Annotated in this window: 11 protein-coding genes; 4 read left to right on the top strand and 7 right to left on the bottom strand. The window is 60.5% G+C overall.

Annotated elements, in window-relative coordinates:
- Window positions 1–18 precede the first annotated feature (18 nt).
- Window positions 19–3,534: a hypothetical protein gene (locus LJX93_RS10040; protein ID WP_227697109.1), complete on the bottom strand. Its 3,516-nt coding sequence runs from the start codon at window positions 3,532–3,534 to the stop codon at window positions 19–21.
- Between the two features lie 241 nt (window positions 3,535–3,775).
- Between LJX93_RS10040 and LJX93_RS10035 the strand changes: the two genes are divergently transcribed.
- Window positions 3,776–4,234 (top strand): GNAT family N-acetyltransferase, encoded by a 459-nt coding sequence (locus LJX93_RS10035; RefSeq protein ID WP_033697067.1) that lies wholly within the window; start codon window positions 3,776–3,778, stop codon window positions 4,232–4,234.
- Window positions 4,235–4,348: 114 nt separating this feature from the next.
- Here the strand turns inward: LJX93_RS10035 and LJX93_RS10030 are convergent, their stop codons facing one another.
- Window positions 4,349–4,987 (bottom strand): hypothetical protein, encoded by a 639-nt coding sequence (locus LJX93_RS10030; RefSeq protein ID WP_143500738.1) that lies wholly within the window; start codon window positions 4,985–4,987, stop codon window positions 4,349–4,351.
- 79 nt (window positions 4,988–5,066) lie between these two features.
- On the bottom strand, window positions 5,067–5,540 hold the full coding sequence (locus tag LJX93_RS10025; RefSeq protein WP_227697108.1) for an anti-virulence regulator CigR family protein: 474 nt from the start codon (window positions 5,538–5,540) through the stop codon (window positions 5,067–5,069).
- Between the two features lie 110 nt (window positions 5,541–5,650).
- Between LJX93_RS10025 and LJX93_RS10020 the strand changes: the two genes are divergently transcribed.
- A complete protein-coding gene (locus tag LJX93_RS10020; protein WP_227697106.1) occupies window positions 5,651–6,214 on the top strand; it encodes a DUF1003 domain-containing protein in 564 nt (187 codons plus the stop codon).
- A gap of 79 nt (window positions 6,215–6,293) precedes the next feature.
- Here LJX93_RS10020 and LJX93_RS10015 read toward each other — a convergent pair whose 3' ends face one another.
- From LJX93_RS10015 to LJX93_RS10005, 3 genes are all read right to left on the bottom strand, one after another.
- Window positions 6,294–7,367, bottom strand: coding sequence for an aldo/keto reductase (locus LJX93_RS10015; RefSeq protein ID WP_227697105.1), 1,074 nt, complete (start codon window positions 7,365–7,367; stop codon window positions 6,294–6,296).
- 329 nt (window positions 7,368–7,696) lie between these two features.
- On the bottom strand, window positions 7,697–8,026 hold the full coding sequence (locus tag LJX93_RS10010) for a hypothetical protein (protein ID WP_033697060.1): 330 nt from the start codon (window positions 8,024–8,026) through the stop codon (window positions 7,697–7,699).
- A 366-nt stretch (window positions 8,027–8,392) separates the two neighbouring features.
- On the bottom strand, window positions 8,393–9,106 hold the full coding sequence (locus LJX93_RS10005) for a hypothetical protein (RefSeq protein ID WP_033697059.1): 714 nt from the start codon (window positions 9,104–9,106) through the stop codon (window positions 8,393–8,395).
- 158 nt (window positions 9,107–9,264) lie between these two features.
- On the opposite strand from LJX93_RS10005, the gene LJX93_RS10000 reads away from it, so the two are divergent.
- Window positions 9,265–9,441 (top strand): hypothetical protein, encoded by a 177-nt coding sequence (locus LJX93_RS10000; RefSeq protein WP_167334455.1) that lies wholly within the window; start codon window positions 9,265–9,267, stop codon window positions 9,439–9,441.
- Between the two features lie 410 nt (window positions 9,442–9,851).
- Complete coding sequence (locus tag LJX93_RS09990) at window positions 9,852–11,897, top strand: TonB-dependent receptor domain-containing protein (RefSeq protein WP_033697054.1); 2,046 nt, start codon at window positions 9,852–9,854, stop codon at window positions 11,895–11,897.
- A 76-nt stretch (window positions 11,898–11,973) separates the two neighbouring features.
- Here the strand turns inward: LJX93_RS09990 and LJX93_RS27465 are convergent, their stop codons facing one another.
- On the bottom strand, window positions 11,974–12,624 hold the full coding sequence (locus LJX93_RS27465; RefSeq protein WP_371925411.1) for a methyl-accepting chemotaxis protein: 651 nt from the start codon (window positions 12,622–12,624) through the stop codon (window positions 11,974–11,976).
- Window positions 12,625–12,951: the final 327 nt, after the last annotated feature.

Here is a 12,951-nt window from a genome sequence, read left to right as displayed (position 1 = left end):
TGCCAAACTCCTTTTTGACTACATCGAACGAGTACCGGTGCGCAGCGCACTGGCATCGACGAGGGTGGGTTGGGTTGCAGCAGACACCGACACCACATTGAGCACCGTGGTCGAGGTGTAACAGATCACATCGAGGGCCGCCTGGCCCACCAGCGAAAGGCCTTCGGTAGCCAGTACCACCCGTTTCAGACGCAAGGGTTTGCACACTTCCGGCAGGCAAGGGACGATGTTCAGCGCCACGACCGAGGCGCTTTGCCCAAGCGATGCGGGGATGGCTGCACCGAGGTGGCCCAGGCCATACAGGAAGGTCGCAACCACGCCCATGTCGTCGCGGTTTTCGGGCATCTTGTTGGCGCCCAGCACAAATATCCCATCCAGCAGCACGCCTACGCAGGTGTAAATCCACAGCGTGCGGCTGGCACCGTCGGCGGTGACGCAGCCAGGCACGCCGCTGGAGAAGATCCACGGGCAACTGCACAATTGCGCAGCAGTCTCCAGGGTGAGCGCGACGTAGGCGACGATCGCTGGCGGCCCTGCCTCCGGTGGCATGATGTCGCCCAGGGCAGTGAGGCTGCCGTAAAAGAAGTAGGCCACCGAGCCCAACACCCCGGTCAGCAGCGCGAGGTCGCGCGGCAGGCAACCGCTCCAGCCATCCTCGGCCTGCGCCAGCACCTGTCGGCCAGCCGGCTTGAGCCCGGTGGCGGTGAGCAGCGTGTCGGCATTGAACGCGGCCTTGAAGCGCAGCACGCTCGCCTGGTCCGGGAACGGCGCCTTGTTTTGCAGGATCTTGAACAGCACCGTGCCCGGCACCGCCAGCACCAACGACATCAAGTCCAGGGTGGTGAGGTCCGAGCCGTTGGTGATCAGCCGGTAAAGGTCACTGACAAACGGAATGTTCCACTTGGCATTCATCAGCGTTTTGAGGCCCGCGATCAGCGTCGCGACCGTTTTCAGCATCGCATCGATCACCGCCTGCACGCCCGACAGCACCGCCTGCAGCACCCCTTCGACCACGCTCATCAGCGCTGCCAGCAGCTTGCGGAAGATCTCGTCCGGCGCCGTGCCCAGGTCTTGCAGGTACACCAGCGCCTGGGCGAACGCCTGGGACGACTCGGTAAAGTCGACCAAGTTCGCCAGCGCCTCCATGAACTGGGTGAACGGGCCGTCGGCCTCCTGGATCAGCGCCGCGGCAGCCATGTTCGACTGTGCGGCCGGCGCGTTGTTGATCAGGCCGTTGTAGACGATGTTGTTGGCCACCGCCTTGGACGTGGCCGGGTCATCCGGCGTATTGGCCTGCTCGTACCCACCCAGGCTGTAGCTGCCGGCCAAGGTGTTGCGGGCCTCGGCGAACCACTGCTGCAACTGGCTTTGCAAGGTGTTGATGCTGCCATCGACGATACGCTGGATACCCCCGGTGGCGCCGACCAGGAAGTCGAAGCCGGTGTTGACGATGTGGGCAATGGCGTCATGGGTGCGCAGAATGTCGCCCCAGTTGAACAGAAATGCCAGCCATTCGTAGAGCTGCTGGAAGAACACCTTCACCGCCGAGAACACCGCCTCGGCCAGGTCGAACGCTTTCTCGACCGTGTCCACCAGGGTTTCGAACAGGTAGGTGACGCCGTCGACCACAAAGTGAAACGCCGCCTGTATCCCGGCACTGACCGTGGTCACTACGAAATCGACCACCTTGATGATGCCCTGAGCGACCCCGGCAATAAAATCACCGATGTCGGTCAACCAGCTGAACCACCCGCCCGACAGCGAACTACTGCGCAAGGCCATCAGCAGCCCCGACGCCGCATCGGCGGACAAATCGGTAAAGCGCACCTCGCCATCCTGAACACTCAAATGCCAGTGCTGCTCCGGCACCAGCGCCAGGTCGAGCAAGCGCGCGCCTGCAAGCGCATCGCTACGCAACGAAACCCCAGCGCGAGGCCGGCGCGGGTCTACATACGGCGTTGCCGCCGAAGCCTTGCGGTACAGCGGGCTTGCCAACTGCATGCTGCGGCTGACCGCCTCGGCCACCGCGTTGGCGGTTTCCTGCTTGTGGTACTGATCGCGCAGCAACGGCGCACCACCGGCCAGCTTGGCGTTCATCAACTCCTCGCCCGTGGTGACGCTGAGCCTGTCCTGCACCTCGGCATCCTGACGGATCTCGATGCGCTCGCCGGGCGACATCAACGACGGCACCGCCACCAAAATCGCCGGAGCCGCCAACGCACTGACCTGCTGCGCAATCGACAGCACCCCGGCGCTGTTGGTCAACAACCGCACCGGCCGGCGCGGCGTGGCGTAGTAGACCCCACCATTGATGGCCAGCCGCGACGGCTCCTCGGTCCATACTTCGACCGGCGTATCGGCCAGTGGCGTGCCCACTTCACTGAACAACGTGACATCCGTGCTGTACGAAGCGAAGTCCTCGATCTTGCCGCCCGCCTGCACCTGCAGCGGCGCAATATTCCAGTTACCGCTGAGGGTTTCGCGGGTGAGTTGAGTGACGGTGTTTTGCTGCGCCTGAATCGCGAACACCGCCAGCCCGCCGTCTTCCACCGTCGCCTGAAACGACTGCACGCCGTTGTATATCGGCGTCGGCTGCGACCAGCCGGTGGCTGAAGGGGCGCTTTGGCTGGCGTGGTACAGCGTATTGTCCACGCCCAGCAAAAGCGCATTCAGCGCCGGGCGCGAAGGCAGCACAGCCACCTGCTTGAACGACGACGCCACCGTCAACTGCGCCCAGCTGTACGGCTGCTTGCCACCCCCGACCAGGCAATAGGCATTGCCATCGGAAAGAACGGCCAGCACCTGGGTATTGCCCACCTCATCGGTCGCCGCCGCCACATCCAGGCTGCGGAAGTTGGCGGCAATCGCCGGCCGATCGAGCTGCCCGGTGCTGAGGGTGTATTCGAGGATGACCGTATCGAACACCGAGAACGCCACATTGGCGTCGCTGTTGCCCGTCCACACCGCGTTGAGGGTCTGCAACTGCAAGGTGGTGCCATTGAGCGAGGCCGGTGCACGCCCAGCCCACACGCCCCAGCTGAAGTTGTACAGTGTGCCAACCAGGCCCTTGGCTTCGATCAGCACCCCGATGTACAGCTTGTTGTTGATGCGCGTGGTGGTGATACGCGCAATGCGGATGGCATTGGAAGGCAACGGCACATCGATCATTTTCACCGCCGACCAGCGCGAAGCCGATGTGGGCTGCTCGACGCAGTACAGCAGGTTGGTGCCTTGGGCGGCGAACAGCACGATGTCGCCGCTCGGGGTCAGGCCGGTGGCGATCACCTCACCGGTCAGCCCGGTGGCTGTCGCGCTGTTGGCCGTGGTGCTTTGCGGGTCGGGGTAGATGTTCCAGACCTCGGTATTGCTGCCGCTGGTGAACAGCTCCACATCGCCACGGCCATTGACGATGGCCGATGCCGAGCTGCCACCGTGCACCGCACTGGCCACGCGGTAGTTCTGCATGAAGCGCGATTCTGGGACGACGGTGACGGGGGTACGGGCGTGCGGGGGCGACGACGCTAATCTTTCCATGATTTGCTCCGGGGGGCAGGTTGGTCCATCGACGGAGAGAGTAGGAGCGTTTTGACAGGGGGCTTCGTTTATTTTGGAATACAGAGGGTAGCGATTTGCTATCAGCTTCTTCTATGGCGCTTCCACACTGCCTGTAGGAGCGGGTTTACCCCGCGAACACCGGCAACGCCGGTGCCATACCCCGCCAGTGCAAAAAATATGTTCTGATCTGCAAAGCAGGCACTACACAAGGAACCGAGTGATGAACTGCCATATCCGCTTGGCGAAGCCAGAAGATGCCGAGGACATAAGCCGCGTCGTGATAGCTGCATTACGCCGGTCGAACGCAGCTGACTACGATGCCGGCACGATATTGCGCGTGGAAGCATCGTTTAGCGCAAACGCCATTCTTGAACTGCTCACTCGACGCCTGGTATTCGTGGCATTGAATGAGGGCCAAGTGATTGCCACCGCCAGCCTTGACGCAGATGTGGTCAGGAGTGTGTTCGTTGACCCTGAATTTCAGGGGCATGGGGTCGGCAAGCAGATGATGGAGGTGATCGAAAATGAAGCGATTGCCCGAGGGCTGGAAGGGTTGCGAGTGCCCTCTTCCGTTACTGCTGAAGGGTTCTATGCAGGCCTGGGGTTCTGCAAGGTGCGGGATGTATTTTGTGGCGAGGAACGTACGATTGTGATGCAGAAGCGGTTGATAAGGGCGTAATTGAAGTGACTGTTCTGAATGGCAAAATTGCCACCATTTAGATCAGCAGCCGTGGCTCTTCCGAGCCACTGCCAAAGCACTTGGCCTTTTGAGCCAAATGCGCTCCCCTGCAGATTAAGCCCGGTGCCGAGCGACGGCCTTGCCCACATTTTCGAGTTGAATAAGCGGTGTATGCAGGCGCTGCTCTTTCACGAGTTCTTCCGCACAGCCAATCCTCACATAATTAACCAATGAATTGACGGCCAACGTACCAAATATGGGCACGGTGACTATCAGAAGCATCAGATATTCAAGGTCATAGCGAAGAACGCCAACCACCAAGAATGGGGCAAGCGCAATGGCGGCGAGCACAACATACTTCAGGCACTCCCAACATTTACGCCACCGCCTGGAGAACGCGGTCCTGTAAGGTTGCTTGAACGCTATCTTATGATTCGACGCGTCCATATCAACATAGGCACGTGAAAAAACGTAATCCGTTAACCGTCGCTGAGGCTTATCCAGCGATATCAAGTAAGCAATATCGGTAGCGTTGATGCCTCGCGTGCCAGCTATGGCATGGTAGCCGCGTTCCACCGCCAGGGGGTGTAGCCGTTCAGCATCAAGGTCACTGAAAAACTCCTTCGCAAAGCGATAGTCGTCTTTGAGACGGGCCTTGGTACCCACCGAAAGGTCAATAATAACCTTGGCCGCAGCCATCATTGTCGTCACTGCACTCACAATACTAAATAAAACCTTCAAGTCCATTTTCAAGCATTCTCATCTAAATTTGGCACCGCGGCGGGGATGCCAATCAAGCCAGATTCCTCTCTGGCCGCTTAACTTCGGCGGCTCAATCGAACGCCCCGTTCACAACCTCGTAAATAATCCCGGTCGCGACCGCCACGAGCAGCAAGTCCCCCCCCGCCTGCATCCACTCGTAGCCCTCATAATGAGGCAGTTGCCCAAGCAACCGGCCATCCAGCTTCTTGGCGATACCCGGCGGCAGCGGTTTGCCGCGCGCCAGGTTCTTTTGAATGCCAGGCGGCAATGCAGGGCCTGGGCTCCAATAGCTGCGATGGCCACTCAAGATGCCCAGCACATCGCCTCGGTCGATTGCTGGCCCGCCGTGCCAGTCACCGCCACCCGAGCTCGACTTTTTACCGCCAGGATTGCCCTGCCCTTGGGAATGCTGGCCCTGCCCCTTACCTTGCCCGTGCCCTTTGTTATTGCCGTTACCGTTTCCCGGGTCGGCGTACGAAGCGCCAGGGGCCGCTAACAGCGCCATTGAGGTTACTGCGGCAATCAACACGTGCAACTTGGCCATTACGACACCCTTTTTCAGTGAAGCGGTTTACTGAACTTTAGGCCATGCGGCCATTGCGTAGCTGCGGGCTAAGCTAGTTTGGACATGCCCCAGCCATCCGGAGCCCGCCGATGGACCCTTCCAAACCTGCACAGCCCTCTGTCTCCGAGCCTTCCGAGCACGTCGACCATCTCAGGTTTCACCGCGCCCATGCGCACATGCAACCGGTGTTTGGCAACGACGCGTTCGCCCGCAAGGCAGAAGCCTTCGCCCGCTTCTTTGGCACGCCCTTGTTTCTAGGGTCACAGTCACTCGTGGTATTGATCTGGGTGGGCATCAGCCTGTCAGGGCTGTCCGATTTCGACCCCTACCCGTTCATTCTGCTCAACCTGGCGTTCAGCTTACAGGCGGCCTATGCGGCGCCCCTGATTCTGCTCGCTCAAACCCGCCAGGCCGATCGTGACAAGGCCTCTTCCGAGGCAGATGCCCGCCACCGCGAAGCCATTGCCATGGCCAACCAACGCCGCCAGCGCGATGCTGAGACGCACAGTAAACAATTGCAGCAGCTATTGGAGGTGAATACCCATTTGACCGAAGCCACCAAGCAGATGAGCGAGAGGATTGAAATGCTGACCTCGCAATTGCACGCGCACTTATTGAGCGCAGGAGGGCGAGCAGCCGAGCACAACGACTAACCGTCAGGGAGCCCCACGGGCGTCGTGACCTGAAAGAGGTGGCACCTCTACGCCAGGCACCGCCTCATGGCGCAAGCTATTACTGTTTCTGCTGCTTCATGGTCTGCCGATGCAACTCAATGAACGGCGCCTCGGCCGGGTCGATTCGATCCATGCCCGCCGCAATCCGGTGCCAGTACGGATACTGCGGCGCAATCCGCGTCACCCGTTCGAGCAATTGCTGGTCTTCGGCGGTCAGCAGCAGCTCCACCGCCTGCAAGTTATCGTGCAACTGCTCGGCCGTGCGCGCCGCCGTGATCACGCTGGTGATACCGGGCCGGTCCTTGAGCCAGGCCAGGCACACCCGCGCCGGCGAGCAGCCATGGCGCTGCCCCACCTCGATGAGTGCCTCGATGATGCCGTACGCGCGCTCTTGGTCGTGCACGTAGGGCTCTGGCCAGTCATTGCCCTGGCGCGTGCCGCTCGGGGTCTTGTGCCCGCGCCGTACCTTGCCGGTCAACAACCCCTCCCCCAGCGGCCCCCACACCAGTGTGGCGATACCCTGGTCGAGCGCCATCGGCAGCAGCTCATACTCGGCTTCGCGCGCCTCGGGGGTGTAGTAGATCTGCTGGGTAACCGGCTGCTGCCAGCCCTTGAGCTGGGCGGTGCCGAGGGTTTTCATCATCTGCCACGCGGTGTAGTTGGAGGTGCCGAAATATTGCACCTTGCCGCTTTGCACCAATTGCTCCAGCGCCGACAGCGTCTCTTCAACTGGCGTGATGCCATCCCAATTGTGAATCTGGTAGAGGTCGATATGGTCGGTGCCCAGGCGCTTGAGGCTCGCCTCGCAGGCGCGGATCAGGTGATAGCGCGAAGCCCCGCTGTCGTTGGGGTTTTCGCCCATCGGGCTGCGCGCTTTGGTGGCCAGTATGATCGACTGGCGCCGCTGCCCCAGCGCCTGGCCGACGATTTCTTCGGCCAGGCCGTGGGAGTAAAGGTCCGCTGTGTCGACCAGGTTGACCCCAACGTCGAAGGCCATGTCGAACATGCGCCTGGCCAGCGCTACGTCCACGCTGCCGGTTTTTTCGAATGCGCCCCGGCCGCCGAACGGGACTGTGCCGATGACCAGCTCCGAAACCAGCAGGCCGGTATTGCCAAGTGCGCGGTATTTCATGGTGAGTACCTCCAAATGCAAAGGACTTGGAAGTACCGACGATACTGCGTGCTGAAACGTTCAATCCGATCGTTTACGAGGGGCTTGATACTCATAGGGCTGTTCAACGCTCTGCCGTTCCTCGTCCGTCGCGCCATCACGCGCTGGCCAATCTGCGTCCTCTTGCTCATTCATTAGCGGGTCGTCATCAGGGTTCGGGACTGTAGGGTTGTCCGGGTTCACGGCAGGGTCGGGCGAAGTGGGCAGGTCACGGTTGCTGCCGCCTTGCGCGGTGTGGTCACTGTTCATCGCTGTACGCCTCGGATGAAACGCTGGGTCACCCAGCGAGCTTACGGATGCTCGCTGGACACTGAATTGTTGGCGTCGACATCCCTCATCTCTTCCTCAATCGGCGACTCATCGTCCGCCGGCAATGGTACTTCGCCTTCATCAGGGCCAGCCTTTTGCGCCGCGTCATCCTGGGCGTCCTGACCCGAGCCTGGGTCGCCGGGTGGAGGGTTCCAGTCTTCCGGTCGTTTCTCGGACCATTTTTCGCCCGCGCCCTGTTTGGGTTCAGACTCAGTCTGCTCCAGCCCTGACCCATGGACCGCGCCGGTTTCAGGTGCCAGTTCTTCTGGGCCTGGATAGGGCGCATCGGGGCCGTTGTGATCGATTGCCATGATAGTTCTCCAGTTTGCGTGCCAACGCCTCAATAGAGAGAGCGTGCCCCGGCAGCGCCTATTGGCGCTTGAAACCGGGGTGCACGACTACACCGAACGCCCCGGCCTTATTCAGCGCCCGGGGGGATACCGTCCTTGTTCTTGTCCTTGAGCTTGGCCTTTTCCTCTTCCGTGGAATGCGCCGGTACCTGGCTTTGTTGCGTATCGTCTTTGCGCTCAGTCATCGTGCCGCCCTCAGGTTGATGAACGTTAGGCACCCCTGCAGTTGGGCAGTTCAAGCGAATGTGCGACGCTGGCCGCTCACGCCTGCGCGGTGAAGACCGGCTCGCCGCACACAGGCTTTGCATTGTCGGTCAATGCATTACTTCAAGGCCGCATCAAAGGCTCGATACCGATCCACTTCTTCACGGGGTGGTAGCAGAGCTCGATGGGTGGGATCGGCAGTTTTCGGCCTTGGGCCTCTAATGCGCCCAGGTGGATGATCCACTTGGCATCGGCGTTGAACTTGTCCGTCTGGAAAATCACATAGGCGGAGCCGTAGCGTTTGTTGTTGGTGATTTTGGGGATGTGGCGCTGCACTTCGTCGCTGTTGATGTTGTAGGGCGATGGGCGCGCTGAGGGTGGGTACACCAGCGGAAAGTCGTAGGTTTTGTCGATGCCCAGGTAGACCTCTGGCCGCGCACTCAGGCGCGAGCCGTCTTCGAAGGTGATGTAGGCCTGGCGGCTGTCGTACAGGATCGGGATCGGCGGCTCTCCACGGTTGCCAGACGATGGGCGTTGGCGGTTTTTGTTGTAGGCGATGAGCTGTACGTAGAACTCCGGCCGCGAGTACTTCTCGCCGGGATAGTCGACGTACAAGCCCTGCGAAAATGGCCGGTCGCTCCACTGGGCGGCGTGGTCGTAGAGGTACATTTCCAGGTAGAGGGTGGTCTCGCCTTGCGGGCCTGGGACTTTGAACTGGAATTCGGATTGGCAGAGGTCCGCGTAGGCAGCGCGTTCGCGCTTCCAGGGGACGCAGGCGGCCAGGGTGGTCATGGCCAGCAACAACAGGAGGCAGCTTGCGGGTTTTAAGTTAGTCATGACCTTCCTTGGTTTGAATGCCTGTCACGGGTTAGTTTCGAAGCCCGAGCGTCGCAAGTTATTACGGCGAACGGTCTAGAAAATCAGATTTAAACCCTATCTTGTAGTCAATTCCCAAAGATACTCGCTGCGCCTGTTTTTCGTTGCGGTCGTTTTTGATGCTGAAGATAGTCCCTGCCGAAGCCGTTGCCCAGCAGGCGATGTTCATGCAACCCAAGTCGCCCTCCTCCTTATTGATCATGACCTCGATGCACGAGCTTGAAACCTTGCGCAGACTGCTTGAGGTGGCATTGGCGCAGGTGCAAATGCCGACTGAGCCGGGAACGCGGCACTAAGGGCATCTACGCCCGCGACCTGTCCATCGACGGCCTGATGGAAGACAAACCCCACTTGCTTTGGGCCTCGCACTACCTCTGCGCCCTGGCCAAGGCCCTGCTTGACGATGCCGAGCTGGGCATGCTGAAAACTCAAAAGTAACCACTTGTGGGAGCGGGCTTGCCCCGCGAAGGGCCGCAAAAGCGGCCCAGCAACTCAATTACCACCACGGACTCATACAGCGCCCAGGAATGCAGGTACCCGCCTGGCCATCCCCTGACTGCACCCCCCCTCCCCACAGTCAATTTTTGTAAATTCTAGGTAAATTATTTTTCACATTTTCTTTTAAATGATTCTCGTTTGCGTTAATGTCCCGCCCCGATTGCATTCTGCCCCTGGAATCCAACCGCTCGACAAGGACAGTTACACGATGCCATTCCCACCTTTTTCCCGTCCCCTGCTCACCGTCGCACTGCTCGCCGCGACTGCGGTGCAGGCCGAGGAAATTCACGAGCTTGAACCGCTCCCCGCCACAGAACTGCAAGCCTCGTTCGTCACCGCCACGGGCGGCGGCACGGATGTGCGAGATGCGCCGGCCAGCGTCAGCGTCATCACCCGGGAGGAGATCGAGCGCCAGCCGGTCTACGACCTGAACACCCTGCTACGCCGCATCCCCGGCGTTACCGGGGGTTACGGCCCCGTGGGCGAGCAGTCGAAGATCAAACTGCGCGGCCTTGACGACAAATACACCTTGATCCTGGTGGACGGTAAACGCATCGGCAGCTCCGCCGACACTAACTACCGCCGTGATCTGGGTCGCCAGGACATCAACTGGATCTCGCCGAACATGATTGAGCGGATCGAGATCGTGCGCGGGCCGATGTCGTCGTTGTATGGCTCGGACGCCATGGGTGGTGTGATCAACATCATCACCCGCAAGGTATCCCGTGAGTGGAGCGGCTCGCTCAACGTCAATACCACGATCCCAGAAGACTCCGACCGCGGTCAGACCAACCAGACCAGCGTTAACCTCTCTGGCCCTGTCACCGACTCCCTGGGGCTGCGCCTGGGCGCCAACCTTACTCGGCGCGCTGCCGACGAAGCCGAGCCGCGCCTCGATGCACTAGGTGACTTCGTTTACAACGACGGCGCCGGCGGTTCCAAAGACCACAGCGTCAATGCCTTGCTTAATTGGCAGATCAACGACAACCATGAGTTGTCCTTCGAGGCTATCCAAGGCGTGGAGCGTTCGTGGTCGTCGAAGAAAACCTTCGGTGACTGGGGTGACACGGTCGGTGAGGGCTTCGGTGCCGGGCGCCTGACCCGTGATAGCTTCGTGGTCTCTCACCACGGCGATTGGGGCTTTGGTACCTCGCGTATCGACGCTTACCTGAACAAGTTCGACAACGAACTCAGCGAGGGCAAGGCCAACTCCGAAGAAAAAATCGTCGAGGGTAGCCTTAACATCCCGTTTGAACTGCTGGTAAACCAGCGCCTCACCGTTGGCGGCCAATGGAAACGCGAGCAACTGACCAACACCGACACGCTGGGCACCGTACCGGTTGATTACCAAGGGGCAACGGTGGGCGGCGCGGAGCTTGAGGGCGACTATTCCGCGCTGTTTATCGAAGACGAGCTGTTTCTGCTCGACAACCTATCGCTGACGTTGGGGAACCGCTTCGACCATAGCGACGAGTACGGCAACCACAACAGCCCACGTGCTTACGTGGTCTATCACCCTCACCCTGACTGGACCGTACGCGGTGGCGTGTCACGCGGCTTCCGTGCCCCCAGCCTGAAAGAAGGCAGTGCTGGCGCGGCGACCAACTCTGGCGGTCGCGGTTGTACATCATTGCGCCCGCTGGGTTATGTGACCGGCAGTTGCTGGATGGCAGGCAACCCGAACCTGCGTCCGGAAATCAGCACCAACAAAGAGATTGGCGTCTCCTTCGACCGCGACGGTTGGGAGGCCAGCCTCACTTACTTCCACACCGACTTCAAAGACAAAATCGAGTATGCGCCGCTGGGGTATTTCCAGGGCCGCTGGTGGACCATGCTGGAAAATGCTGACAAAGCCCGCACCCGCGGCTGGGAAGGCAGCACCAAAGTGCCGTTGTGGGAAAACGCCAGCTGGCGCACCAATGCCACCTACATGCTCGAAAGCCGCAACCTGTCGACCGGTGAAGACCTGATCAGCTCGCCGAAGCTGTCGTTGTACAGCGCCATCGACTGGCAGATCACCGAACGGTTCGGTACCGAATTGTCAGCTCAGCACGTGGGTAAGCAACGCGGCCTGGGTACCGACTTCGTCAAGCCGTACACCACGTACGATCTGACCGCCAACTGGGCAGCCACCCACTGGCTCACCCTGAATGTCGGCGTGCAGAACCTGCTGGATGAAGACCCGCGTGATGACTCGACCAGCTATTACGTGCCTGGCCGGGCGTATTTTGCTGGGGTAACTACCTACTTTTAATTGGCAGCGGACAACCCAGAATTCGCGCTTTTTTTTACGCGAATTCTGGGTTACTTGTGTGAGGCGCCGTCGGCGCTCAAGCAGCAGCGACCCGTTCGCCATCACCGCTGACCTCGAATTGCCCCACCAGCTTCTGCAGCTTGCCGGCATCCACCTTTACCTTCTGCGCGCTGTTTTGCAGCACCACTGCGGTCTGGCGCATCTCGCTGGAGGAGTGGTTAACCTGTTCGATGGTCTTGCCATACTCGATGCTGCGGCGGTTGAGCTGCTGGATGATGGCGAACATGCCCTCCACCGCCTGGTGAAGTTGCACGTTCTCCGACGACGCATCCTCGGCCAGGCGCAAACTATCATCGACATTCTGCACGCCCTCCTCCATAAAACTCACCGCTTGCTGCGTTTCGTTCTGCAGGCCTTCGACCATGTGCCGGATATCGTCGGCCGCCCGCGCGGTGCGGGCCGCCAGACTGCGCACCTCATCGGCCACCACCGCGAACCCACGGCCATGCTCGCCCGCCCGTGCCGCCTCAATGGCGGCATTTAACGCCAGTAGGTTGGTCTGGTTGGTAATGTCGCTGATCAGCCCGGTGATATTGCCAATCTGCGCCATGCGGCTGTCGAGCAGTTGCACACTAGAGGCCGAGCGGGCCACCACATCGCGAATCGATTGGGTGCCCGCCTGCACAGCCAGGTACTGCTCGCGGGCGCGGCTGACCACCTCGTCCATGGCCTGCTTCATGTGTTCGGCGCTGACCGAAGCCTGCTGCAGCTCACCGAGCTGTTCCTCCATGATGATCATCATCTGGTGCACCGCATCGGCCACCTCGACAGAGCTCACGCTCGCTTCCTGGCTGCGCCCGAGCATCATCTGGTTGGTGCTGGCAACCGTGCGGCTGGCCTTGACCACCTGCCCCACCACGGCGTCCAGGCGGTCGATGAAACTGTTGATCCAGCGCGCCATGTCGCCACTCTCGTCATTGGCCAGGGCGCCAGTGTCCAGGCGCTGGCGCAGGTTGCCCTCACCCTCGGCGATGGTACGCAGCACACCGCTCAT

Origin of the sequence: Pseudomonas sp. HN2-3 (assembly GCF_020691745.1) — a bacterium.
Taxonomy (GTDB): domain Bacteria; phylum Pseudomonadota; class Gammaproteobacteria; order Pseudomonadales; family Pseudomonadaceae; genus Aquipseudomonas; species Aquipseudomonas capeferrum.
This window is presented reverse-complemented; position numbering and strand designations above follow the sequence as displayed.